Genomic DNA, 24,180 nt, shown 5'->3' with positions numbered 1-24,180 from the left:
CCCAGCAGGATGTGCTCACGGGTCTGCGGCATCGGGCCGTCAGTCGCAGCAACAACCAGGATCGCGCCGTCCATCTGCGCAGCACCGGTGATCATGTTTTTAACATAGTCGGCGTGCCCCGGGCAGTCTACGTGTGCGTAGTGGCGGGTCGGGGTATCGTATTCAACGTGAGAAGTGTTGATGGTGATACCACGCGCTTTTTCTTCCGGAGCGTTATCGATCTGGTCGAATGCACGAGCAGCACCGCCGTAGGTTTTAGCCAGTACGGTGGTGATTGCAGCGGTCAGGGTAGTTTTACCGTGGTCAACGTGGCCGATGGTGCCGACGTTAACGTGCGGTTTTGTACGTTCAAATTTTTCTTTAGACACGGCTATATTCCTTACTATAGCGCTCTCCCCTTCAGGAGAGAGCACGGGATTTTGGTTTTTAACCCTGCGGCTTATTTACCACGGGCTTCGATTACGGCCTGAGCAACGTTGTTCGGCGCATCATCATACTTCAGGAATTCCATAGTGTACGATGCGCGACCTTTGGTCAGAGAACGCAGCTGAGTTGCATATCCGAACATTTCAGACAGCGGTACTTCAGCGTGGATCTTAACGCCTGTAACTTCAGATTCCTGACCTTTGAGCATACCACGACGGCGGCTAAGGTCGCCGATAACGTCACCGGTATTCTCTTCAGGTGTTTCTACTTCAACCTTCATGATCGGCTCAAGCAGAACTGGTTTTGCTTTCTTAAAGCCTTCTTTAAAGGCGATAGACGCAGCCAGTTTAAACGCCAGCTCAGAGGAGTCAACGTCATGGTAAGAACCGAAGTGCAGACGCACACCGAGATCAACTACCGGATAACCCGCCAGCGGGCCAGATTTCAGCTGCTCCTGGATGCCTTTATCAACGGCCGGGATGTATTCGCCAGGAATTACACCACCTTTGATGTCGTTGATGAACTCGTAACCTTTCGGGTTAGAGCCCGGCTCCAGCGGGTACATGTCGATAACAACATGACCATACTGACCGCGACCACCAGACTGTTTCGCGTGTTTACCTTCGATGTCGGTAACTTTCGCGCGAATCGCTTCGCGGTAAGCAACCTGAGGTTTACCCACGTTAGCTTCAACGTTGAATTCACGCTTCATACGGTCAACGATGATATCCAGGTGAAGTTCACCCATACCAGCGATGATGGTCTGGTTAGATTCTTCGTCAGTCCATACGCGGAATGACGGGTCTTCTTTCGCCAGACGGCCCAGAGCCAGACCCATTTTTTCCTGGTCAGCTTTGGTTTTCGGTTCTACCGCGATGGAGATTACCGGCTCAGGGAATTCCATACGTTCCAGAATGATCGGGTTTTCCGGATCACACAGGGTGTCACCGGTAGTCACGTCTTTCAGGCCGATAGCAGCCGCGATGTCGCCCGCGCGAACTTCTTTGATCTCTTCACGTTTGTTGGCGTGCATCTGAACGATACGACCGAAACGCTCACGTGCGGTTTTCACGGAGTTCAGTACGGTATCACCAGAGTTAACCACACCGGAGTACACACGGAAGAAGGTCAGGTTACCCACAAACGGGTCGGTAGCGATTTTGAACGCCAGCGCAGAGAACGGCTCGTCGTCGCTTGCGTGACGCTCAGCCGGAGTATCTTTACCGTCGTCCAGAATACCGTTGATCGCAGGTACGTCTACCGGGGATGGCAGGTAATCAATTACCGCATCCAGCATCGCCTGAACACCTTTGTTCTTGAATGCAGAACCACAGGTTACCAGGATGATTTCGTTGTTCAGAACGCGCTGACGCAGAGCTTGTTTGATCTCTTCTTCAGTCAGTTCTTCACCACCCAGGTATTTTTCCATCAGCTCTTCAGAAGCTTCTGCGGCGGACTCGATCAGGTTCTGGTGCCATTCGTTAGCCAGGTCCTGCATGTCAGCCGGGATATCTTCGTATTCGAAGGTAACGCCCTGGTCGGCATCGTTCCAGTTGATGGCTTTCATTTTCACCAGGTCAACAACGCCGGTGAAACCTTCTTCAGCACCAATTGCCAGCTGCAGCGGAACCGGGTTCGCGCCCAGACGGGTTTTGATCTGACCAACAACTTTCAGGAAGTTCGCGCCCATGCGGTCCATTTTGTTAACGAACGCAATGCGCGGAACTTTGTATTTGTTTGCCTGACGCCATACGGTTTCAGACTGCGGCTGAACACCACCAACTGCGCAGTAAACCATTACCGCACCATCGAGAACACGCATGGAACGTTCTACTTCGATAGTGAAGTCAACGTGCCCCGGGGTGTCGATGATGTTGATGCGATGCGGTTCATACTGCTTAGCCATACCAGACCAGAATGCAGTAGTCGCTGCGGAGGTGATAGTAATACCACGCTCCTGCTCCTGCTCCATCCAGTCCATGGTAGCTGCGCCGTCATGAACTTCACCGATTTTGTGGTTTACACCGGTGTAGAACAGAATACGTTCGGTAGTAGTGGTTTTACCAGCGTCGATGTGCGCACTGATACCGATATTACGGTAGCGTGCGATGGGTGTTGTACGAGCCATTTGATTCCTCGTTGATATCTTTAGGCGTTCAGTTAAGTTATCCAAAACGGGCGACTTACCTGAAGCGCCCGCCTGGTGACTATGACTCCGAAGGGATTACCAACGGTAGTGTGCGAACGCCTTGTTGGCTTCTGCCATACGGTGAACGTCTTCACGTTTCTTAACTGCAGTACCTTTGTTTTCTGCAGCGTCAGAAAGTTCGTTCGCCAGGCGCAGAGCCATGGATTTATCACCGCGTTTACGAGCAGCTTCTACGATCCAACGCATTGCCAGAGCATTACGACGGACCGGACGGACTTCAACTGGTACCTGATAAGTAGAACCACCTACACGGCGGGATTTAACTTCTACAGTCGGGCGAACGTTTTCGAGAGCGACTTCGAAAGCTTCCAGTTCAGATTTACCAGAACGCTGAGCCAGGGTCTCCAGCGCGCTGTATACGATTGATTCTGCAGTAGATTTTTTACCATCTACCATCAGGATATTGACAAATTTAGCCAGCAGTTCTGATCCGAACTTCGGATCCGGCAGAATTTTACGCTGACCAATGACGCGACGACGTGGCATGGAAATACTCCGTTGTTAATTCAGGATTGTCCAAAACTCTACGAGTTTAGTTTGACATTAATTTAAAACGTTTGGCCTTACTTAACGGAGAACCATTAAGCCTTAGGACGCTTCACGCCGTACTTAGAACGAGCTTGCTTACGGTCTTTAACGCCGGAGCAGTCAAGCGCGCCACGAACGGTGTGGTAACGAACACCCGGGAGGTCTTTAACACGACCGCCACGGATCAGGATCACGGAGTGCTCCTGCAGGTTGTGACCTTCACCACCGATGTAGGAAGTCACTTCAAAACCGTTAGTCAGACGAACACGGCAAACTTTACGCAGTGCGGAGTTCGGTTTTTTAGGAGTGGTAGTATATACACGAGTACATACGCCACGTTTTTGCGGGCATGCTTCCAGCGCAGGCACGTTGCTTTTCGCAACTTTGCGAGCACGTGGTTTGCGTACCAGCTGGTTAACTGTTGCCATTAAATAGCTCCTGGTTTTAGCTTTTGCTTCGTAAACACGTAATAAAACGCCCTCACACAATATGAGGACGCCGAATTTTAGGGCGGTGTCGAAAAGGTGTCAAGAAATATACAACGATCCCGCCATCACCAGGCCATCTGGTTGGCATACTTAACCGTGAGTCTGACAAACTCAGTATAGTCAACCCTGACGACACTGTCTGAAATTTGACCACCCAGGCCGCGGGCGTCAATGTCTTCTTTCAAGGCATAGACCGTTATGGGGGCATCGCGCAGACTTTCAAGGAAGCGGTTACCTTCAATCGCGACGGTAACGCCATCCTGGAGCAACAAAAGCGCATCGCCCTCTTTTAGCAGGCGCAGCAAAGCGGGAAAATCAACGCTCGAAGCGCAATGAGGTAAGGTATGCAGCATAAACGCCTCAGAATCTCAGGATGACATCATAGTTGCCAAGCTCGCGGCGTAACGCCACGGGTTCCAGCGGCGTGGCGTCTACCACAAAATTAACGTTTTCCAGACCACGCTCGCGCAGCGATGCCGCGCAGATCCAGCATTGATCAATATCGTACAAATCAAAGAGCTTGAAAGTAGCAATATAGTCACGCGCCAGCACAGCGTCTGGTTTTTGTCCCGGTAATAACTGAAAGACGCCGTCGCTGATAAAAAAGACGCCCAGCGCTTCCGTTAGCGCTGACGTCGCCAGCAGCGCATCCAGCCCTTCACGACCTGAGGCGCTACCATGCGGCGCGGTGGAAAAGACAAATGCAATACGTTTCATTAAAACTGCACCACCCGATCGCAGGTGAGAGATGCCTCCGCCAGCGCGCCCAGTCCGCTTAGCGTAAAGCCCGGCTGAAGATTGGCGGACGGCAACTCCAGTCTGCCGGCTTCAGTTTCATCAATAATACCGCGACGAAGCGCCGCCGCGACACAGATGTTCAGCGCTACGCCATGCTGCGTATTCAATTTCTGCCAGGCGCGTACCAGATCATATTCATCGCTCGCCGGCGAGGTCAGGAGATTGGCGTTATAGACCCCTTCCCGATAGAAAAAGACGCTGGCTAACTCATGCCCCTCATTGAGCAGCGCGTGGGCGAACTGCAATGCGCTGCTGGCCTGCTGGGTGCCATATGCCGGCCCGGTGACCATAATGGCATAACGCATTATTTATCCTGCCCCTGAAAATCGCCGCTTTTGAACTGGCGAATATAGAGGTAAACCGTGTGTTTTGAGATATTCAGACGATCGGCTACCTGGTTAATGGCGTCTTTAATATCGAAAATGCCTTTTTCGTACAGGTTAAGGACGATCTGACGATTTTTCGCATTGTTAGAGACATTACGATCGGCATTCACTTCTTCGATCGTGAACTCCAGCGTCTGGGTGACTAAATCTTCGACTGAGGAGGCAAAATTAACCGCTGAGCCGACTTCCGGCGTTTCCGGCGGAATAAAGGTATTCATAATCTGTGAAAATGGCACATCAAGATTCATGTTGATGCACAGTAGACCAATGACGCGCTGCTCGCGGTTGCGAATGGCAATCGTCAACGACTTCATCAAGACACCGCTTTTCGCGCGCGTGAAATAGCATTTCGACACGCTACTGTCCGCCCCTGTCATGTCGTGCAACATACGCAACGCCAGGTCGGTAATCGGCGAGCCAATTTTACGGCCCGTATGTTCGCCATTGGCAATACGAATGGCTGAACATTTTAGATCCTGCAAAGAGTGCAATACGATTTCACAATGGGAACCTATAAGCATCGCTAACCCGTCCACTACCGCTTCGTAGGATTTCAGAATATCGAAGTCGGTTTGCTCGAAGGGACGCTGATCCAGCAAATCAAGTTCACTGGTTTCGTTGGTTAAAAGCGACCTGGACATGAAAAAAAACACTCCTTTTCAGGAGCCTGTCGTTATGTTTTCAGGGCAGGCTCATTATTTACGCGGATGATTAAATTAATACAGTGAGGGTTCATCTTTCCAGTACTAATTTGCTCGTCTATTTCAGACTACGTGTGCGTTGGCGGTCATTCAGCCTACGGTCTCGCCCTTAACGACCAGCGCAAGCGCCGTTATCCGCAAATCAAATTATGGTGAGTAATATATCCGGCCTGAATAAAAAAAACCGCCGCTATTACAAGCGGCGGCTCTCAGTTTTTATTTTTTAGCAGCATCTGCGGCTTTAGCGTCAGCCGCATCGGCAGGTTTGGCATCCGCTTTCGGCGCTGGTTTGATATCCAGCAGCTCTACGTCGAATACCAGGGTGGAGTTCGCCGGGATACCCGGAACGCCCGTTTTACCGTAGGCCAGCGCCGGTGGGATAACCAGCTTGATCTTGCCGCCTTTCTTAATATTTTTCAGGCCTTCAGTCCAGCCAGGGATAACGCCGTCCAGACGGAAGGAGAGCGGTTCGCCGCGCGTGTAAGAGTTATCAAACTCTTTACCGTCGATCAGCGTACCTTTGTAGTTCACCACAACGGTATCGCTATCTTTCGGCGCCTCGCCTGTGCCTTCTTTCTCTACTTTGTAAAGCAGACCGGTAGAGGAGGTTTTCACGCCTTTCTCTTTAGCAAAAGCGTCGCGGAACGCTTTACCTTTTGCTTCGTTATCGGCAGCGTCTTTTTCCATCTTCGCCTGAGCAGCGCTCTTCACGCGTGCTTCAAACGTCTGCAGCGTTTGCTCAATTTCCTGATCGGACAGTTTGCTCTTATCGGCAAAGGCATCCTGAACGCCGGCAATCAACTGATCTTTATCCAGTTTGATGCCCAACTTTTCCTGCTCTTTAAGCGAATTTTCCATGTAACGACCCAGCGAGGCGCCCAGCGCATAAGCCGCTTTTTGATCGTCGTTTTTAAATGCTGCTTTGCTATCAGCGGTAGCTGCCGGTTTCGCCGCATCAGCAGCAAAAGTGATCGGTGCGTGCATAGCAACGGCCATCGTAGTTGCCAGCAGCGTGGCTTTAAACAGTGATTTCATCCATATCTCCAGGGCCGGGGCATCTCGCCCCATGTTAACTTACGTAAGAAGCGTACTATAAATCGTTGCAGAACAAATCAACATACGAACACGCCCTATTATCACTTCTTTTCAGACTCTTTTTGTTTAAATTAGTTTCGTAGGGCGCGTAATGGTTGCTGTGAAAGCCGGTAAAGTTAAGTAGAATCCGCCGACGGAGACAACATAAAGAGGTACATCATGCAGGATATCACGATGGAAGCTCGTCTGGCTGAACTGGAAAGCCGTCTGGCGTTCCAGGAGATTACCATAGAAGAACTAAACCTGACGGTAACCGCACATGAAATGGAGATGGCGAAGCTGCGCGATCATCTGCGTTTGCTCACGGAAAAGTTAAAAGCCAGTCAGCCGTCAAATATCGCCTCTCAGGCAGAAGAAACGCCGCCGCCGCATTATTGAGACGAAAAAAAAGCGGGGATAACCCGCTTTTTTTGTGCCCGATGATTTATCGGAACCAATGATAATACCCTAAGGATTTCGAGTCACAGCAAGGCGGCAAGCTTGAAAATTCCCCGGGAGCATAGATAACTATGTGACCGGGGTTTGAAAGCGTAGCCAACACCGCGGTGGCTTGAAAGACGACGGGGATTAATGGCAACCGCAGCCGCCTTTACCACCACCGCCGCAGCAGCCTTCGCCGCCGTGCTCGTGACCATGGTCATGACCATGACCGCCACAGCAGCCATCTTCACCGTGATCGTGGTGGTGATCGTGCGCGCCGTGAACATGACCGTGAGCCAGTTCTTCTTCAGTCGCTTCACGAATCGCAACAACTTCTACGTTAAATTTCAGATTCTGGCCCGCCAGCATGTGGTTACCATCAACCACAACGTGATCGTCTTCCACTTCGGTAATCTCTACCGGTACCGGGCCCTGGTCGGTTTCCGCCAGGAAACGCATCCCTACCTGCAGTTCATCAACGCCCATAAAGACGTCTTTAGGCACACGCTGCACCAGATTTTCGTCATACTGGCCGTAAGCGTCGTTCGCGCCAACAGCGACATCAAATTTGTCGCCAACTTCATGGCCTTCCAGCGCGGTTTCCAGACCAGAGATCAGGGAGCCGTGACCGTGCAGGTAATCCAGCGGCGCACTCACCGGAGACTCATCAACCAACACACCGTCTTCTGTACGTACCTGATAGGCCAGGCTGACCACCAGGTCTTTTGCTACTTTCATGATATCTCCTGAGCATGGGAAGAATAGTGGCGCAGATTGTAGCGGAATTCTGCAGCCGTGTACCCCTTAGCTTAAAAAAACCTGCGGCATATCGCTAGTCCGGATGAAAAATCCCGATCACTTGCTCTTCTTTGCGAACATGCTCGCGAACGTCTTTATCCGCTTCCCGCATTTGATGCCCGCACTTAACGCATTCAACAATATCGACATTATTTTCACGCCACATCGCCATTGTGTCCTGCGCCTGACAGGCCGGACATTTCGCGCCTGCAATAAAACGTTTACGGATTGCCATTGTTTTACCCCTACTCAAATTCATCCCAGCCATCCAACTGGCGCCGTTCCTGTTGCATTTCGCGCTGAAAAATCTCCTCCAGTTCGCGTCGGGCCTCTCTGGCGCGCGAAATCTGTACCATGTCGCTATGCTCCGGGATCAGCTCCCGCAACATTCGCATATCCAGCCGGCGAAAATGCAACTGCGCGCGTTGCGCCTGATGCGGATGCATACCTAACGACACCAGAGTTTTACGTCCCAATTCCAGCGCGCTGGAAAACGTTTCACGGGAAAACTGCGTGACGCCAGCCTGTAATAACTCATGGGCCTCCACACGTCCACGCGCTCGCGCAAGAATATGCAGATGAGGGAAATGCTGCTGACACAGCGCCACCAGCTTCATCGTGTCTTCCGGTTCATTACACGTGATGACTATCGACTCCGCCGCCTCCGCGCCCGCAGAACGCAGCAGCTCGACTTGTGTAGCGTCGCCGTAATACACTTTATAACCATATTTGCGCATCAGATTAACGGCGCCGATATCGCGTTCCAGCACGGTGATACGCATCTTATTCGCCATCAATAAGCGAGCGATCACCTGACCAAAACGGCCAAAGCCGACGACAATCACCTGGGGCTTATCATCCTCAACCCACGGCTTTTCATCATTCTCTTCCGGGCCATTAAGACGGCGCGATAACCACTTATCAATCCCTTTCATCAGTAGCGGTGTGGTCATCATTGATAACGTGACAGTCACCAATAATAACGCCATCTGGTCGCCCTGAAACAGGCGCTGAGAAGAGGCGGTAGAAAAGAGCACAAAAGCGAACTCGCCCCCCTGACTCAGCACGCTGGCAAACTGCATCCGTTCAGAACTTCTTATTCCATATAACCGCGCCAGCAGATACAGCGTCAGCATTTTTATGACGACCAGAATAACAACGCTCGCCGCCACCCACAGTAAATGGGTATAAAGTACGCCGAGATTTAGCGACATACCGACGGAGATAAAGAACAGCCCAAGCAGTAAACCTTTAAAGGGATCGATAGCGTTTTCCAGCTCATGCCGGTATTCACTCTCTGCCAGTAAAACGCCGGCAATGAAGGTTCCCAGGGCCATCGACAGTCCCAGCGCGTCCATAAATAAGGCGGCGCTCAACACCAGCAACAGCGTCGCGGCAGTGAAGACCTCCCGCACGCCGGACGCAGCAATAAAACGAAATACCGGGCGCAGCAGGTAACGACCGCCAATCAGCATTACCGCGAAAGCCAGTACCTTCATTGCCACTTTAAACCAGTCGAAATGCTCGTCGACCGATCCCGCCAGTAAAGGCACCAACGCCAGCGCGGGGATCACCGCTAAATCCTGAAACAGTAAGACGGAAAACCCTAACTGCCCGGACTCGCTACGATTCATGCCTTTCTCGCGCATCAGTTGTAGCGCCATCGCCGTCGAAGACATCGCCAGGCCAATCCCGCCGACGACCGCCGCCTGCCATAAGAAATCAGCAAGCATCAATAATCCCGCCAGCACCGCCGCGCTTAACAGCACCTGAGCAGCGCCGACGCCGAAGATAGAGCGCCGCAGTTGCCAAAGCCGGGACGGATTGAGTTCGAGACCAATGATAAACATCAGAAACACGACGCCCAGTTCGGAAAAGTGCAGGATCTCGTCAACGTCGCTGATAAATCCCAGCCCCCACGGACCGATGGCGATTCCCGCCAGCAAATACCCTAGCACCGCGCCGATGCCCAGCCTGGCGGCTAACGGCACCGCCGCCACCGCCGCGAAGAGGAACAACACTCCCGCGGTCAATAAATCAGCACCTTCCATCAATAGCCTCCCGCGCTCACAGGATTCGCCAGCCACTCGCCATAGGCTTTCGCATGACTGGCCAGCGTCTGCGGCGACTGGCGGCGCGCCCAGTACACAATAATGGGCGGCATCCAGTGCATCCGGCACATGGCCGCGGTCAGTTCAAAAGGGCGGAGTACATCGCTCATTGGATAGCGGTTTAGCGCGTCATACCGGTAAGCGCTCTCCGGCTCGCCGGTCGTAATCACGCTACGCCAGTACTTTCCCACCAGTTGGTTTCCCCCTGGTCCGCTGGCGAACCCCCGACTCAAAACGCGATCAAGCCATTCTTTCAGTAAAGCCGGACAGCTATAGGTGTAAAGGGGATGCTGAAAAACAATGACGTCGTGCTCACGTAACAGGGCTTGTTCATAGGGCGTGTCGATAAAAAAATCAGGATAGCGCGCATAAAGATCGTGCACGGTTACGTTATTGTGCTGTATGGCCGGTTTAAGCAGTACCCGGTTAGCAACCGAGTCCTGAGATTCCGGATGGGCATACAACAGCAAGACTTTCGCTGGCTGAGACATCAATCCCCCTCCCGGTTGTTTTGGGTCGATACATGCCATTCTTCAGGCCGCTTCTACGTTGATAGCGTTTGGTCAACTCAGGAACGTACTCTATGTCCGCCGCTGGGGATTAATGAGAGATATTCTTGTCCCTCACCAAAGGCGGCCTGAATGATTTTGTGTATCGTTGTTGTTTTGAGCTACCATTGCGCTCCAGCGCGGCGGTACGCCCGAATATTACATTATCATAATGATAAATTAACATAGTCTGAACATACGGCGCCTTATGATTGTTTTCTCCTCGTTACAAATTCGTCGCGGCGTGCGCGTCCTACTGGACAATGCCTCGGCTACCATTAATCCAGGCCAGAAAGTCGGCCTGGTGGGTAAAAACGGCTGCGGTAAATCTACCCTGCTGGCATTGCTAAAAAATGAAATCAGCGCCGATGCCGGGAGTTTTACCCTGCCCGGAACCTGGCAATTAGCGTGGGTGAATCAGGAAACACCTGCGTTGCCTCAGCCAGCGATTGAGTATGTCATTGACGGCGACCGTGAATACCGGCATCTGGAGGCGCAGCTTAACGACGCCAACGAACGTAACGACGGACATGCTATCGCCTCCATACACGGTAAGCTGGACGCCATCGACGCATGGACCGTTCGCTCGCGCGCCGCCAGCCTGCTACACGGTCTCGGCTTCTCTAACGATCAGCTGGAACATCCGGTCAGCGACTTTTCCGGCGGCTGGCGGATGCGCCTTAACCTGGCCCAGGCGCTGATTTGCCGTTCCGATTTACTGCTGCTCGACGAACCGACCAACCACCTCGATCTGGATGCCGTTATCTGGCTGGAAAAATGGCTGAAGAGCTATCCGGGCACCCTGATTTTGATCTCCCACGATCGCGATTTTCTTGACCCGATAGTGGATAAAATTATCCATATCGAACAGCAGACTCTGTTCGAGTACACCGGCAACTACAGCGCGTTTGAAGTTCAGCGCGCCACGCGCCTGGCGCAACAGCAGGCGATGTATGAGAGTCAGCAGGAGCGTGTGGCGCATCTGCAAAGCTACATCGACCGTTTCCGCGCCAAGGCCACCAAGGCCAAGCAGGCGCAAAGCCGTATCAAGATGCTGGAGCGTATGGAGCTGATTGCCCCGGCTCATGTCGACAACCCGTTCCATTTCAGCTTCCGCGCGCCGGAAAGCCTGCCGAACCCGCTGCTGAAGATGGAAAAAGTCAGCGCAGGTTATGGCGATCGCATCATTCTGGAATCCATCAAGCTGAACCTGGTGCCCGGCTCGCGTATCGGCCTGCTGGGCCGCAACGGCGCGGGGAAATCGACGCTGATCAAGCTGCTGGCGGGCGAACTGGAACCGTTGCACGGTGAAATCGGCCTCGCCAAAGGCATTAAGCTCGGCTACTTCGCCCAGCACCAGTTGGAGTTCCTGCGCGCCGATGAATCCCCGTTGCAGCATATGGCGCGTCTGGCGCCGCAGGAACTGGAGCAGAAGCTGCGCGACTATCTCGGCGGCTTCGGTTTCCAGGGCGACAAAGTAACGGAAGAGACGCAACGTTTCTCCGGCGGCGAGAAAGCGCGCCTGGTACTGGCGCTGATCGTCTGGCAGCGTCCAAATCTGCTGCTGCTCGATGAACCGACCAACCACCTGGATCTCGACATGCGCCAGGCGCTCACCGAAGCGCTGATTGATTTTGAAGGCGCATTGGTCGTCGTGTCGCACGACCGCCACCTGATTCGCTCCACCACTGACGACCTCTATCTGGTTCACGACAAAAAGGTCGAACCGTTCGACGGCGACCTGGAAGATTATCAGCAGTGGCTGAGCGACGTGCAGAAGCAGGAAAACCAGGCCGACGACGCGCCGAAGGAAAACAACGCCAACAGCGCCCAGTCACGCAAAGATCAGAAGCGTCGCGAAGCCGAGCTACGCACTCTGACGCAGCCGCTGCGTAAAGAGATTACCCGTCTGGAAAAAGAGATGGAAAAGCTCAACGCCCAGTTAGCGCAGGCGGAAGAGAAGCTCGGCGACAGCAGCCTGTATGACCCCAGCCGTAAAGCGGAGATGACCGAGTGTCTGCAACTGCAGGCCAGCGCCAAATCCGGGCTGGAAGAATGTGAAATGGCATGGCTTGAGGCGCAGGAACAGCTTGAGCAGATGATGCAGAACGACTAAGAGCCTATCCCATTAGGCTATTTTATTCGCCATTTTAGGGCCGGGCAGTGCTCGAAATCCTCACGTACTATGTGTACGCTCCGGTTTCTGCGCGCTGTCCTGCCCCAAACTGGCTTCAACAATTACGCCTACTGGGATAGGCTCTAACGCACGGAGCGGACGATGAACCTGTCAATCACCGATGACATTACCTTCCGCAAGCTCACCATCTTCATGATGCTTGTGGAGAAGGGTAACATCGCCCGCACCGCCGAGGCGCTGCACACGCTGGAAGAGAACGTTCGTTGTCCGCTGTTCGTCCATAAAGGCCTCTTCGGTACTCGCCCCGATATAAAGGTTACCGTTGCGGTCGGCAGCACCGGAACAGAAGCCTGCGTTATGTGATTTAGCGGCAAAGGTTGCCGTGATTTATTTTCGTCAGCGCGTCGTTCACGCCAAATAATGTAAACGTCACCTCATCAACGCCAAGATTTTTCAGACGCGCAGTGTGTTTTTTAATATAAGCCTGCGCCGTTTCTTCGGATTCAAACAAGTAAATGCCGCCAGCTTGCTGGTTTTTCTCGCTTTCTGTCCAGATTTTCCAGATGAAGCCCGGCTCCTCATTGATAGACTCCGCCAGCCCGACCAGTTGCTGAGTCATCTCCTCGCCAAAAGGGCCGCTAAAGTTAAAATGGATCTGTAAAAGTGTCTTCGACATGCCTTCTCCTTGAGTCACATAACTATCGTGTTGCCACACTACCACGATTAATTCGGCTGATGCAGAGGTTCACGCGATTTCTGTGGGGTATTGCGCGCGCCTTGCATACCGCCCCCTCTGGTGAAATGAGGCGCAATTTTATTTCGCCAGACGACCAATTGAACGTAAAATCACATATTGACTAATCTGTGAACCTTATGCGCGGTATAGTATTGTTTCCAATTATCAATTGTTCTGGTGCTATGGTTGAGATCACGTCCACAGAAATGACCCCGCCTGTCAATGACTCGCATGAATTTATTCCCATGCGTGGCATTCGTAATCGCCATTTACAAACTATGCTGCCGCGCTTAATCCGCCGCAAAGTGAAGTTCAACGCCCACTGGCAGCGGCTGGAGCTACCGGACGGCGATTTTGTCGATCTGGCATGGAGCGAAGAACCGCAACAGGCAAAGCATAAACCGCGGCTGGTGGTCTTTCACGGTCTGGAAGGCAGCCTGAACAGCCCCTATGCCCACGGGCTGATTGAGGCGGCGCAAAAGCGCGGCTGGCTGGGCGTGGTGATGCACTTTCGCGGCTGTAGCGGCGAACCCAACCGTCTGAATCGTATTTACCACTCCGGTGAAACGGAGGACGGAGCCTGGTTTTTACGCTGGCTACAGCGGGAGTTCGGCACCGTTCCGACAGCCGCCGTGGGCTATTCGCTCGGCGGTAATATGCTGGCGTGCCTGCTGGCGAAAGAAGGCCGCGATATTCCCATCGAGGCGGCGGTGATTGTTTCTGCGCCCTTTGTTCTCGAAGCCTGTAGCTACCACATGGACAAAGGGTTTTCCCGCGTCTATCAGCGTTATTTGCTTAATCTGTTAAAAGCGAATGCGTCACGCAAGCTGGCGGCGTATCCCGGGTCGCTGCCGGTGAATCTGGCGCAACTGAAATCAATGCGCCGTATTCGCGAGTTTGACGACCTGATCACCGCGAAAATTCACGGCTTTGCCGACGCCATCGACTACTATCGTCAGTGTAGCGCCATGCCGTTGCTTAACCAGATTGCTAAACCGACGCTGATTATTCACGCTAAAGACGATCCGTTTATGGATCATCATGTGATCCCTAAAGCGGAAGATCTGCCCCCGCAGGTGGAGTATCAGCTAACTGAGCATGGCGGACACGTAGGATTTATCGGCGGTACGCCGCTGCGCCCTGAAATGTGGCTGGAACGCCGAATTCCTGACTGGCTGACAACGTACCTGGAGGCGTCATCATGATCATTCCCTGGCAGGGGCTGGCCCCCGACACGCTGGACAACCTGATCGAAAGCTTTGTGTTGCGCGAAGGCACCGATTATGGTGAACATGAACGTTCGCTTGAACAAAAAGTCGCTGACGTAAAACGCCAACTGCAATCCGGCGAGGCCGTGCTGGTATGGTCTGAATTACATGAAACGGTCAATATTATGCCGAAAAAGCAGTTTCGCGAATAAAACGCCTTTGCCGACAATACATTATTACTAAAGCTCAATCATGGAGTTGCCATGTCAGCCAAACATCCGGTGATAGCAGTAACAGGGTCAAGCGGCGCGGGGACCACCACCACCAGCCTCGCGTTTCGTAAAATTTTCGCGCAGTTAAATCTGCACGCCGCCGAGGTGGAAGGCGACAGTTTTCATCGTTACACCCGCCCGGAAATGGACATGGCGATCCGCAAAGCGCGTGACGCCGGGCGGCATATCAGTTATTTCGGGCCTGAAGCCAATGACTTCAGCCTACTGGAACATACCTTTATTGAGTACGGGCAGACGGGTAAAGGCCAGTCGCGTAAATATCTGCATACCTATGATGAAGCCGTACCGTGGAATCAGGTTCCCGGCACGTTTACCCCCTGGCAGCCGCTTCCCGAACCGACCGATGTGCTGTTTTATGAAGGACTGCACGGCGGCGTCGTCACCCCGCAACATGATGTCGCGCGTCATGTTGATCTGTTGGTTGGCGTGGTGCCTATCGTCAACCTCGAGTGGATTCAGAAACTGATTCGCGACACCAGCGAGCGCGGACACTCCCGTGAAGCGGTGATGGATTCCGTGGTGCGTTCCATGGACGACTACATCAATTACATTACGCCGCAGTTCTCGCGTACCCATATCAACTTCCAGCGCGTACCGACCGTCGACACGTCCAATCCGTTCGCCGCAAAGGGTATTCCCTCGCTGGATGAGAGTTTTGTGGTGATCCATTTCCGCAATCTGGAAGGGATCGATTTTCCCTGGCTCCTGGCGATGCTCCAGGGCTCGTTCATTTCTCACATTAATACATTAGTGGTGCCGGGCGGCAAAATGGGGCTGGCGATGGAGCTGATTATGTTGCCGCTGGTGCAACGATTAATGGAAGGCAAAAAAATCGAATAACCGCGTTGAAATGCCCGATGGCGCTACTCTTATCGGGCCTACGAGATAAAAACAGGTAGGCCGGATAAGGCCACGCCGCCATCCGGCATCACGTGTTACGCCGCAATTACTTCATACGAATGGGTAATATTGACCGCTTTTTCCAGCATTAGCGCCACCGAGCAATATTTTTCCGCGGAGAGATCGACAGCGCGCGCGACGGCAGCCTCTTTCAGATCGCTGCCGGTAACGATAAAATGCAGATTAATGTGCGTAAACAGGCGCGGCGCGTCTTCCCGGCGCTCGGATGTCAGCTTCACTTCGCAGTTGGTGACATTCTGACGGCCCTTTTGCAGGATTGATACCACATCAATAGCGCTACATCCGCCAGCCGCCATTAATACCATCTCCATCGGACTCGGCGCTTTGTCACCGGAGTTGCCATCCATTAAAATCTGGTGGCCGGAGGAGGACTCTCCGAGGAACGTGAGCCCTTCAACCCACTTTACACGCGCTTGCATATTTCGTAACTCCAATGTTTCAATTTTCCTGAAAGATTACGCGCATACAACAAAAGTCGCAATGGAAGGCGACCTGGGTCATGCTGAAGCGAGACACCAGGAGACACACGGCGAAAGCTATGCTAAAACAGACAAGATGCTACAGTAATACATTGACGTACTGCATGTATGCAGAGGACATCACATTACAGGCTACAATCTATTTTCGTAGCCCCCTTCCCAGGTAGCGGGAAGTATATTTTTGCAACCCCAGAGACAGTGCCGTTTTCTGGCTCTGGAGACAGCTTATAACAGAGGATAACCGCGCATGGTGCTTGGCAAACCGCAAACAGACCCGACTCTTGAATGGTTCTTGTCTCATTGCCACATTCATAAGTACCCGTCAAAGAGCACGCTGATTCACCAGGGTGAAAAAGCAGAAACGCTGTACTACATCGTTAAAGGCTCCGTGGCAGTGCTGATCAAAGATGAGGAAGGGAAAGAAATGATCCTTTCTTATCTGAATCAGGGTGATTTTATTGGTGAACTGGGCCTGTTTGAAGAAGGTCAGGAACGCAGCGCCTGGGTACGTGCGAAAACCGCATGTGAGGTCGCTGAAATTTCCTACAAAAAATTTCGCCAATTAATCCAGGTCAACCCGGATATTCTGATGCGCCTCTCTTCCCAGATGGCTCGTCGCTTACAAGTCACCTCTGAAAAAGTAGGTAACCTCGCCTTCCTTGACGTCACCGGGCGTATCGCTCAGACGCTGCTGAATCTGGCGAAACAGCCCGATGCCATGACGCACCCGGATGGGATGCAGATCAAAATCACCCGTCAGGAAATCGGCCAGATCGTCGGCTGCTCCCGCGAAACCGTTGGTCGTATTTTGAAAATGCTGGAAGATCAAAACCTGATCTCCGCGCATGGCAAGACCATCGTCGTCTACGGCACCCGTTAATTCCGTCAGAATGGCGCGTTTTATCATGCGCCATTTTTGTTTGCATCGATGTGGCGAAGACTGATTTATCACCCAGAGATTAATTACGCACTACGGCAAACGCTGGTGCTGTGCCTGCCTGTGGCTGTCGGTTTATTGATAGGCCAACTACACCTGGGCTTGCTTTTCTCTCTCGTTCCCGCCTGCTGCAACATTGCAGGTCTGGATACCCCGCACAAACGTTTTTTTAAACGCCTGATCATCGGCGCGTCGCTGTTCGCCGGATGCAGTCTGGTAACGCAACTTCTGCTGGCGGAATCCATCCCCCTGCCGTTGATCCTGACCGGGCTCACGCTGGTGCTTGGCGTGACGGCGGAAATTAGCCCGCTTCACGCGCGGCTACTGCCAGCGTCGCTGATTGCCGCCATCTTTACCCTGAGTCTTGCGGGATACATGCCCGTCTGGGAGCCGCTGCTCATTTATGCGCTGGGCACGCTATGGTACGGCGTGTTTAACTGGTTTTGGTTCTGGCTATGGCGCGAACAGCCGCTGCGCGAGTCATTGAGTTTGTTATACCGTGAACTGGCCGATTATTGTGAAGCGAAATACAGCCTGCTCACCCAACATATCGATCCGGAAAAAGCGCTGCCTCCCCTGCTGATACGCCAGCAAAAAGCGGTCGATCTCATTACCCAGTGTTACCAACAGATGCATATGCTTTCGGCGCACAACAATAATGATTACAAGCGTCTACTACGGGCTTTTCAGGAAGCGATGGATTTGCAGGAGCACATCTCCGTCAGCTTGCATCAGCCGGAAGAGGTACAGAAACTGGTAGAACGCAGCCATGCGGAAGAGGTGATTCGCTGGAATGCGCAAACGGTCGCCGCCCGTCTGCGCGTGCTGGCGGATGACATTCTTTATCATCGTCTGCCGACGCGCTTCTCCATGGAAAAACAGATTGGCGCTCTGGAGAAGATCGCCAATCAGCATCCTGAAAATCCGGTAGGCCAGTTCTGCTATTGGCACTTCAGTCGAATCGCCCGTGTGCTGCGTACTCAGCGGCCGCTGTACGCCCGCGACCTGATGGCCGATAAACAGCGTCGCCTGCCGCTACTTCCGGCGCTGAAAAATTATATGTCTCTAAAATCGCCGGCGCTACGCAACGCCGGACGCATCAGCGTGATGATGAGCATCGCCAGTCTGATGGGCAGCGCGTTGCACCTGCCCAAACCGTACTGGATCCTCATGACGGTGCTGTTTGTCACCCAAAACGGCTATGGCGCGACGCGCGTACGTATTCTGCACCGTTCGGTCGGAACGCTGGTCGGCCTGGTGATTGCCGGCGTCACGCTGCACTTACATATTCCCGAAAGCATTACGCTGGCGGTCATGCTGGTACTAACGCTGGCAAGTTATCTGATTATTCGTAAAAACTACGGCTGGGCGACGGTCGGCTTTACGGTGACGGCGGTATACACCATCCAGTTACTGACGTTAAACGGAGAGCAGTTTATTGTGCCGAGGCTGATCGATACGCTGATTGGCTGTTTAATTGCCTTTGGCGGCATGGTCTGGCTGTGGCCGCAATGGCAAAGCGGGCTATTACGTAAAAACGCCCATGATGCGCTGGAAGCCGATCAAGAAGCTATCCGACTGATCCTCAGTAACGATCCGCAAGCCACCCCGCTCGCTTATCAAAGAATGCGGGTCAACCAGGCGCATAACACGTTATTCAACTCGTTAAATCAGGCAATGCAGGAACCCGGGTTCAATACCCACTATCTGTCGGATATGAAACTGTGGGTCACGCACAGCCAGTTTATTGTCGAGCATATCAACGCCATGACGACGCTGGCGCGGGAACACACCATGCTGACGCCGGATCTGGCGCAGCGCTATCTGGAATCTTGCGAGATTGCGATTCAGCGCTGCCAGCAGCGCCTGGAGTACGACAGGCCAGGCGGCTCCGGCGATGTCAATATTCTGGAGTCGCCGGACATGCCGTCACATGGCTTATTGAGCACTCTGGAACAACATTTACAGCGCATCATTGGCCATCTGAACACCATGCACACCATTTCGTCGATGGCCTGGCGTCAGCGTCCGCATCACGGTATCTGGCTGAGTAAGCGGCTACGGGATACAAAAGGTTAAGTCCGACTGCCGGATGCGCTACGCTTATCCGGCAATCCGCCATCAGGCCACCACCTTCCCTACCGCCTGCGCAAAGCGCTGCATTCCTTCATTGATATCCGCCTCTTCCACCACCAGCGACGGGGCAAAACGCATCACGTCGGCTCCGGCATTGAGCACCATCACGCCGGCCTCCGCTCCTGCGTACAGAAAATCGCGCGCCCGGCCTTTGTACTTCGGCTTCAGTTCCGCGCCAATCAGCAGACCCATGCCGCGAATATCGCTGAAAATGTCAAATTGCTCGTCAATCGCCTGCAAATGTTGCACAAACTGTTGCCGCTTAGTGTGAATACCTTGTAGTACCTCTGGCGTATTAATAATATCGAATGCCGCGCCAGCCACCGCACAGGCCAGCGGATTGCCGCCATAGGTTGAACCGTGCGAACCGACATGGAAGGCCGAGGCGATCTCCTGCGTGGTCAGCATGGCGCTCACCGGAAAACCGCCGCCTAACGCTTTGGCGCTGGTGAGGATATCCGGCGTGACGCCGTAGTGCATATAGGCAAACAGGTCTCCGGTGCGCCCCATCCCACACTGCACTTCATCAAACACCAGCAACGCCTGATGCTCGTCACACAGGTCGCGTAACCCTTTGAGGAATTCCGATGTAGCCGCCTGCACGCCGCCTTCACCCTGAATCGGCTCGACCACCACCGCGCAGGTGTGGTCATCCATTACCGCTTTCACCGCATGAAGATCGTTGAAGGGAACGTGAATAATATCGGCGGGTTTTGGCCCAAAGCCGTCGGAATATTTCGGCTGCCCGCCTACAGAGACGGTAAACAAGGAACGGCCATGAAAGGCGTTATGGAAGGCAATGATTTTCGTTTTGAACGGGCTATGGCGCACGCAGGCATAATGACGCGCCAGTTTAAAAGCGGTTTCGTTCGCTTCGGTGCCGGAATTCATAAACAGCACGCGCTCGGCAAACGTGGCGTCGATCAGTTTACGTCCCAGACGCAACGCTGGTTCATTGGTAAAAACGTTACTGGTATGCCACAAGGTTTCCCCCTGGGATTTCAGCGCCTCGACCAGTGCCGGATGGCAATGGCCCAGCGCAGTCACTGCAATCCCGCCGGCGAAATCGATATACTCTTTGCCCTGCTGATCCCATACGCGGCTGCCTTTACCTTTGACCGGAATAAAGTCCGCCGGTGCATAAACAGGCAGAATTACCTCATCAAAAGTTGCGCGCGTAATAGCCGTTTGTTCAGTTGCCATATCATTACCACCCGGTTAAGTAGAAATGCCAGTGAAATTATAATCACAAAATATGAATAAAAAATCACTCAATAGCAACCACAAATCAACGCCGGAGGAAATTTTTCAGCAGAGCGTGTCCTTGTTCGCTGAGAATACTTTCCGGGTGGAACTGCACGCCTTCCAGATCCCACTCGCGGTGGCGAATGCCCATAATCTCCTGCGTTTCGCTCCAGGCGGTGATCTCAAAACACTCTGGCAACGTGGCAGGGTCGACAATCAGCGAGTGGTAACGTGTCACGGTTAACGGGCTGGGCAATCCCCGAAACACGCCCTGTCCATTATGCGTAACAGGTGACGTTTTACCGTGCATCACTTTCGCTGCCCGCACCACCGACGCGCCAAAGGCCTGCGCCATCGCCTGATGACCCAGGCAAACGCCCAGCATCGGAATACGTCCGGCATAATGGCGGATGACCGCCAGTGAAATGCCAGCGTCATTCGGCGTACAGGGGCCAGGAGAGATAACGATTTTTTGCGGGTTCAAAGCGTCAATGTGCGCCAGCGTCAGCGCATCATTGCGCCGGACCTGCACTTCCGCGCCCAGTTCACAAAAATACTGGTAGAGGTTCCAGGTAAAGGAATCATAGTTATCGATAAGCAGGATCATGGCGGCTCCGGGTGAGTAGAACCGCACTATTTTACTCAGTTTCGCGAGCTTCGCTTATCGCTTTCTGAAAAATCGCCTGCAAAGCGGAGAGATCGCCCATCGCGCCGCTCTGGTTCGCCTGCTTCCATGTTTCAACCGCAATACCTTGCCAACTCAGCGCATAGCCTGCATGTAACGCCAGTTGTTCAAAGAAGATGCGCTGCGCCAGCCCGCTCCCCAAACGAAACGGATGAAGCACGTTAATTTCGCAGTAGTAATGCGCCAGCCGCTCGACAAACTTCTCGTGCGCCAGACCGACCAGATAGCCCTCTTCTTCCAGATCCTGCATCAGAGCGTTGCCCTCTTTTTCGATATAGGCAAAGTGGCAGAAACGGGTATCGCCCTGGTAAATATCGACCTCCCGCAGTTGCCCTGCCCAGTCGAAAATATCCTGATAGAGCTGGCGATGAATCGCGCACAGATGAGGCAAGCCGCGTACCAGCGGCCCCAGTTCAATCGTGGCGGCACGGAGCGCGGTCATTTCATATGCCGCTTGCGCCAGTCGCTGGGCCTGATGAATCCCCAGCCGATTACGCATCACATTCAGCCCCGGATAGAGGTACGGATCGCGCCCTTCGCCAAATTTATCGCTCATAGTGCCTCCGAAGCTCGTCAAGACGTGCCAGCGCTTCATCGGCGGTCAGAGTTACTAAAGGGATCTCAATACCTTCGAGACGGCGGCTTTGCTGGAAGTTAACGTTGCGCCGCTGTTCCCAAAAGCGTGACTTTTGTTTATCGGTAAGTTTCTTCACCGGGCCTCCCTGAATATGTCTGTGCTTGACCACAAGTATAAGCAGCAATTTCAGGTTACGCTGAGACAGGGAGAAAACGCGGGCGGCTCGCGCCCGCGCAGGCATGTTTTATGGCAGGACTTTCGCGGAAAGGATAACGACTGGTTTTGTCGGCACATTCTGATAAGGCCCGACATCGTGCGTCGGTACCTGTGAGATTTTATCGGCGACATCCATACCTTTTACCACTTTACCAAATACCGCATAGCCAAAGTCGCGCTGGCCGTGGTCGAGAAAAGCGTTATCCGCGACGTTAATAAAGAACTGGCTGGTGGCGCTGTCTTTATCTGCGGTGCGCGCCATCGCGATCGTGCCGCGAGTATTACGCAGACCGTTGTCGGCTTCATTCTTAATAGGCGGATTCGGTTTCTTCTGCTGCATCTGCTCGTTAAAACCACCGCCCTGAATCATAAAGCCAGGAATAACTCGGTGAAACGTAGTGTTGTTATAGAAACCACTGTTGACGTAATCGACAAAGTTTTTCACAGAAACCGGCGCTTTCTGGCTGTTCAGCTCCAGCTCAATATTCCCGGCGGAGGTGGTTAACAGCACATGAGGATCGCCTTTTGCTGCCAACGCTGCGGGAGAAAGAGCAGAAAGAGCGAAAACAGCTGCGACAGCCGCCAGAGTCGATTTGAGCATGAGATTTCCTTAAAGAGAGCAGAAATAAAGCAAGTGGAATGATTTTAAAGAGCCTTCCTGGGCCAGGCCAGCCCTTTACCTAATTTTACGTATATGAAACAAATGTAACGTTACGACGCAACGCCGTATTCTTGCAATATGATGTGACAAACATCATATTAAAAAATGTAATGAACATTACTATCACTAATAATTATTTAAATGCATCACAAAAGCGCCTAAAATCTGCCCGCTTAACGCGCCCTCCACGCGCTTCACTTCTCTTCAAGGCCAGACATGACTAACAGCAACCGCATCAAGCTCACATGGATCAGCTTTCTTTCCTACGCCCTGACCGGGGCGCTGGTGATTGTCACCGGGATGGTGATGGGAAATATCGCAGACTATTTTCAGCTGCCCGTTTCCAGCATGAGTAACACCTTTACTTTCCTGAACGCCGGGATTTTGATCTCGATCTTCCTCAATGCGTGGCTGATGGAAATCATCCCGCTGAAAACACAGCTACGCTTTGGTTTTATCCTGATGGTGCTGGCGGTGGCCGGGCTGATGTTCAGCCACAGCCTGGCGTTGTTCTCAGCGGCGATGTTTGTGCTGGGGCTGGTCAGCGGGATCACCATGTCGATTGGCACCTTCCTGATTACGCAACTGTATGAAGGGCGTCAGCGCGGTTCCCGACTGCTGTTTACCGACTCCTTCTTCAGCATGGCGGGGATGATTTTTCCTATGGTCGCCGCCTTCCTGCTGGCGCGTAGTATTGAGTGGTACTGGGTCTACGCCTGCATCGGCCTGGTCTACCTGGCGATTTTCATCCTGACCTTCGGCTGTGAATTTCCGGCGCTGGGTAAACATGCGCAGCACTCTCAGGCACCTGTCGTCAAAGAAAAATGGGGCATTGGCGTACTGTTTCTCGCCGTCGCCGCGCTGTGCTATATCCTCGGTCAATTAGGCTTTATCTCCTGGGTGCCGGAATACGCCAAAGGCCTCGGCATGAGCCTGAATGACGCCGGGGCGCTGGTGAGTGATTTCTGGATGTCCTATATGTTTGGCATGTGGGCGTTCAGCTTTATCCTGCGCTTTTTCGATCTGCAACGCATTCTGACCGTACTGGCGGGTATGGCGGCGGTACTGATGTATCTGTTTATTACCGGCACGCAGGCCCATATGCCGTGGTTTATTCTGACGCTGGGCTTCTTCTCCAGCGCCATTTATACCTCCATCATTACGCTGGGATCGCAGCAAACGAAAGTGGCCTCGCCTAAGCTGGTTAACTTTATTCTGACCTGCGGCACCATAGGAACGATGCTGACCTTCGTCGTCACCGGCCCGATTGTGGCGCACAGCGGCCCACAGGCGGCGTTACTCACCGCGAATGGTCTGTATGCGGTGGTCTTTGTGATGTGCTTTGCGCTCGGCTTTGTGTCCCGTCATCGCCAACATAGCGCGCCGGCTACGCATTGATAATCCTTGCCGGATGGCGACGTCGCCCTCCGGCACTCTATCC

The 24,180-nt window shown here is 53.1% G+C and carries 29 protein-coding genes; 9 read left to right on the top strand and 20 right to left on the bottom strand.

Annotation, left to right across the window (positions count from 1 at the left end):
• From NBA72_RS09835 to fkpA, 9 genes are all read right to left on the bottom strand, one after another.
• Positions 1 to 368 (bottom strand): GTP-binding protein (locus NBA72_RS09835; protein ID WP_002444880.1); only part of this gene is annotated, 368 nt, incomplete at its 3' end.
• Positions 369 to 439: 71 nt separating this feature from the next.
• Complete coding sequence (gene fusA, locus NBA72_RS09830; RefSeq protein ID WP_000124693.1) at positions 440 to 2,554, bottom strand: elongation factor G; 2,115 nt, start codon at positions 2,552 to 2,554, stop codon at positions 440 to 442.
• A 96-nt stretch (positions 2,555 to 2,650) separates the two neighbouring features.
• Positions 2,651 to 3,121, bottom strand: coding sequence for a 30S ribosomal protein S7 (gene rpsG / locus NBA72_RS09825; RefSeq protein WP_001138043.1), 471 nt, complete (start codon positions 3,119 to 3,121; stop codon positions 2,651 to 2,653).
• 95 nt (positions 3,122 to 3,216) lie between these two features.
• Positions 3,217 to 3,591 (bottom strand): 30S ribosomal protein S12, encoded by a 375-nt coding sequence (gene rpsL, locus NBA72_RS09820; RefSeq protein WP_000246815.1) that lies wholly within the window; start codon positions 3,589 to 3,591, stop codon positions 3,217 to 3,219.
• A 125-nt stretch (positions 3,592 to 3,716) separates the two neighbouring features.
• Positions 3,717 to 4,004 (bottom strand): sulfurtransferase complex subunit TusB, encoded by a 288-nt coding sequence (gene tusB / locus NBA72_RS09815; RefSeq protein WP_000903400.1) that lies wholly within the window; start codon positions 4,002 to 4,004, stop codon positions 3,717 to 3,719.
• Between the two features lie 7 nt (positions 4,005 to 4,011).
• Entirely contained in the window at positions 4,012 to 4,368 is a 357-nt protein-coding gene (gene tusC, locus NBA72_RS09810; RefSeq protein WP_000820705.1) for a sulfurtransferase complex subunit TusC, read from the bottom strand.
• The gene (gene tusD, locus NBA72_RS09805; protein ID WP_001268011.1) at positions 4,368 to 4,754 is read right to left on the bottom strand and encodes a sulfurtransferase complex subunit TusD; all 387 of its coding nucleotides are present in this window, start codon (positions 4,752 to 4,754) and stop codon (positions 4,368 to 4,370) included. The genes tusC and tusD overlap by 1 nt, the downstream gene beginning before the upstream one ends.
• Positions 4,754 to 5,476: a helix-turn-helix transcriptional regulator gene (locus NBA72_RS09800; RefSeq protein WP_000091471.1), complete on the bottom strand. Its 723-nt coding sequence runs from the start codon at positions 5,474 to 5,476 to the stop codon at positions 4,754 to 4,756. Before NBA72_RS09800 ends, tusD begins: the two co-directional genes overlap by 1 nt.
• A 276-nt stretch (positions 5,477 to 5,752) precedes the next feature.
• Positions 5,753 to 6,571 carry an FKBP-type peptidyl-prolyl cis-trans isomerase gene (gene fkpA / locus NBA72_RS09795; protein WP_000838222.1) on the bottom strand — a complete coding sequence of 273 codons (819 nt, stop codon included), beginning with the start codon at positions 6,569 to 6,571 and terminating at the stop codon, positions 5,753 to 5,755.
• 219 nt (positions 6,572 to 6,790) lie between these two features.
• Between fkpA and NBA72_RS09790 the strand changes: the two genes are divergently transcribed.
• Positions 6,791 to 7,009: a protein SlyX gene (locus NBA72_RS09790; protein WP_001152701.1), complete on the top strand. Its 219-nt coding sequence runs from the start codon at positions 6,791 to 6,793 to the stop codon at positions 7,007 to 7,009.
• Between the two features lie 189 nt (positions 7,010 to 7,198).
• On the opposite strand, the gene slyD is transcribed toward NBA72_RS09790, so the two are convergent.
• The 4 genes from slyD to kefG all read right to left on the bottom strand — a co-directional run bounded on the left by slyD (position 7,199) and on the right by kefG (position 10,451).
• The gene (slyD, locus tag NBA72_RS09785; protein WP_000861341.1) at positions 7,199 to 7,789 is read right to left on the bottom strand and encodes a peptidylprolyl isomerase; all 591 of its coding nucleotides are present in this window, start codon (positions 7,787 to 7,789) and stop codon (positions 7,199 to 7,201) included.
• 94 nt (positions 7,790 to 7,883) lie between these two features.
• The gene (locus NBA72_RS09780) at positions 7,884 to 8,084 is read right to left on the bottom strand and encodes a YheV family putative zinc ribbon protein (RefSeq protein WP_001007735.1); all 201 of its coding nucleotides are present in this window, start codon (positions 8,082 to 8,084) and stop codon (positions 7,884 to 7,886) included.
• A 10-nt stretch (positions 8,085 to 8,094) separates the two neighbouring features.
• The gene (gene kefB, locus NBA72_RS09775) at positions 8,095 to 9,900 is read right to left on the bottom strand and encodes a glutathione-regulated potassium-efflux system protein KefB (RefSeq protein WP_000398141.1); all 1,806 of its coding nucleotides are present in this window, start codon (positions 9,898 to 9,900) and stop codon (positions 8,095 to 8,097) included.
• A complete protein-coding gene (gene kefG, locus NBA72_RS09770; protein WP_000081820.1) occupies positions 9,900 to 10,451 on the bottom strand; it encodes a glutathione-regulated potassium-efflux system ancillary protein KefG in 552 nt (183 codons plus the stop codon). The genes kefB and kefG overlap by 1 nt, the downstream gene beginning before the upstream one ends.
• 265 nt (positions 10,452 to 10,716) lie before the next feature.
• On the opposite strand from kefG, the gene NBA72_RS09765 reads away from it, so the two are divergent.
• Both NBA72_RS09765 and NBA72_RS09760 read left to right on the top strand, forming a co-directional pair.
• Complete coding sequence (locus NBA72_RS09765; protein ID WP_039589920.1) at positions 10,717 to 12,624, top strand: ABC transporter ATP-binding protein; 1,908 nt, start codon at positions 10,717 to 10,719, stop codon at positions 12,622 to 12,624.
• A gap of 162 nt (positions 12,625 to 12,786) precedes the next feature.
• Positions 12,787 to 13,008: a helix-turn-helix domain-containing protein gene (locus NBA72_RS09760; protein ID WP_042948430.1), complete on the top strand. Its 222-nt coding sequence runs from the start codon at positions 12,787 to 12,789 to the stop codon at positions 13,006 to 13,008.
• 1 nt (position 13,009) lies between these two features.
• On the opposite strand, the gene NBA72_RS09755 is transcribed toward NBA72_RS09760, so the two are convergent.
• Positions 13,010 to 13,321, bottom strand: coding sequence for a monooxygenase (locus NBA72_RS09755; protein ID WP_000047690.1), 312 nt, complete (start codon positions 13,319 to 13,321; stop codon positions 13,010 to 13,012).
• A 197-nt stretch (positions 13,322 to 13,518) separates the two neighbouring features.
• On the opposite strand from NBA72_RS09755, the gene NBA72_RS09750 reads away from it, so the two are divergent.
• The 3 genes from NBA72_RS09750 to NBA72_RS09740 are packed head-to-tail and all read left to right on the top strand — an operon-like array spanning position 13,519 to position 15,722.
• Positions 13,519 to 14,586, top strand: a complete 1,068-nt coding sequence (locus tag NBA72_RS09750) for a hydrolase (protein ID WP_001214116.1) — start codon at positions 13,519 to 13,521, stop codon at positions 14,584 to 14,586.
• Positions 14,583 to 14,801 (top strand): YheU family protein, encoded by a 219-nt coding sequence (locus tag NBA72_RS09745; protein ID WP_000586568.1) that lies wholly within the window; start codon positions 14,583 to 14,585, stop codon positions 14,799 to 14,801. Before NBA72_RS09750 ends, NBA72_RS09745 begins: the two co-directional genes overlap by 4 nt.
• A gap of 51 nt (positions 14,802 to 14,852) precedes the next feature.
• Entirely contained in the window at positions 14,853 to 15,722 is an 870-nt protein-coding gene (locus tag NBA72_RS09740; protein ID WP_001274690.1) for a phosphoribulokinase, read from the top strand.
• Positions 15,723 to 15,817: 95 nt separating this feature from the next.
• On the opposite strand, the gene NBA72_RS09735 is transcribed toward NBA72_RS09740, so the two are convergent.
• Complete coding sequence (locus tag NBA72_RS09735; RefSeq protein WP_001148919.1) at positions 15,818 to 16,222, bottom strand: OsmC family protein; 405 nt, start codon at positions 16,220 to 16,222, stop codon at positions 15,818 to 15,820.
• Between the two features lie 307 nt (positions 16,223 to 16,529).
• Here NBA72_RS09735 and crp point away from each other — a divergent pair, with 307 nt between their 5' ends.
• Together crp and NBA72_RS09725 are read left to right on the top strand one after the other, a co-directional pair.
• Positions 16,530 to 17,162: a cAMP-activated global transcriptional regulator CRP gene (gene crp / locus NBA72_RS09730; protein WP_000242758.1), complete on the top strand. Its 633-nt coding sequence runs from the start codon at positions 16,530 to 16,532 to the stop codon at positions 17,160 to 17,162.
• Between the two features lie 48 nt (positions 17,163 to 17,210).
• The gene (locus NBA72_RS09725) at positions 17,211 to 19,298 is read left to right on the top strand and encodes a YccS/YhfK family putative transporter (protein WP_000269311.1); all 2,088 of its coding nucleotides are present in this window, start codon (positions 17,211 to 17,213) and stop codon (positions 19,296 to 19,298) included.
• A gap of 42 nt (positions 19,299 to 19,340) precedes the next feature.
• Here the strand turns inward: NBA72_RS09725 and argD are convergent, their stop codons facing one another.
• The 5 genes from argD to ppiA all read right to left on the bottom strand — a co-directional run bounded on the left by argD (position 19,341) and on the right by ppiA (position 22,679).
• The gene (gene argD / locus NBA72_RS09720) at positions 19,341 to 20,558 is read right to left on the bottom strand and encodes a bifunctional acetylornithine/succinyldiaminopimelate transaminase (RefSeq protein ID WP_001631070.1); all 1,218 of its coding nucleotides are present in this window, start codon (positions 20,556 to 20,558) and stop codon (positions 19,341 to 19,343) included.
• 85 nt (positions 20,559 to 20,643) lie between these two features.
• Complete coding sequence (gene pabA / locus NBA72_RS09715) at positions 20,644 to 21,207, bottom strand: aminodeoxychorismate synthase component 2 (RefSeq protein WP_000601880.1); 564 nt, start codon at positions 21,205 to 21,207, stop codon at positions 20,644 to 20,646.
• Between the two features lie 31 nt (positions 21,208 to 21,238).
• Positions 21,239 to 21,841, bottom strand: a complete 603-nt coding sequence (locus NBA72_RS09710; protein WP_001280675.1) for a putative adenosine monophosphate-protein transferase Fic — start codon at positions 21,839 to 21,841, stop codon at positions 21,239 to 21,241.
• On the bottom strand, positions 21,831 to 21,998 hold the full coding sequence (locus NBA72_RS09705) for a YhfG family protein (protein ID WP_001519136.1): 168 nt from the start codon (positions 21,996 to 21,998) through the stop codon (positions 21,831 to 21,833). Before NBA72_RS09705 ends, NBA72_RS09710 begins: the two co-directional genes overlap by 11 nt.
• A gap of 108 nt (positions 21,999 to 22,106) precedes the next feature.
• Positions 22,107 to 22,679, bottom strand: coding sequence for a peptidylprolyl isomerase A (ppiA, locus tag NBA72_RS09700; protein ID WP_000920478.1), 573 nt, complete (start codon positions 22,677 to 22,679; stop codon positions 22,107 to 22,109).
• A gap of 276 nt (positions 22,680 to 22,955) precedes the next feature.
• Here ppiA and tsgA point away from each other — a divergent pair, with 276 nt between their 5' ends.
• Positions 22,956 to 24,137 (top strand): MFS transporter TsgA, encoded by a 1,182-nt coding sequence (tsgA, locus tag NBA72_RS09695; RefSeq protein ID WP_000185267.1) that lies wholly within the window; start codon positions 22,956 to 22,958, stop codon positions 24,135 to 24,137.
• Positions 24,138 to 24,180 lie beyond the last annotated feature (43 nt).

The organism is Salmonella sp. NW1250 (genome assembly GCF_051812965.1).
Classification (GTDB): Bacteria; Pseudomonadota; Gammaproteobacteria; order Enterobacterales; family Enterobacteriaceae; genus Salmonella; species Salmonella enterica.
The sequence above is the reverse complement of the archived record's forward strand: the minus strand, read 5'-3'. Positions and strand labels throughout refer to the sequence as shown.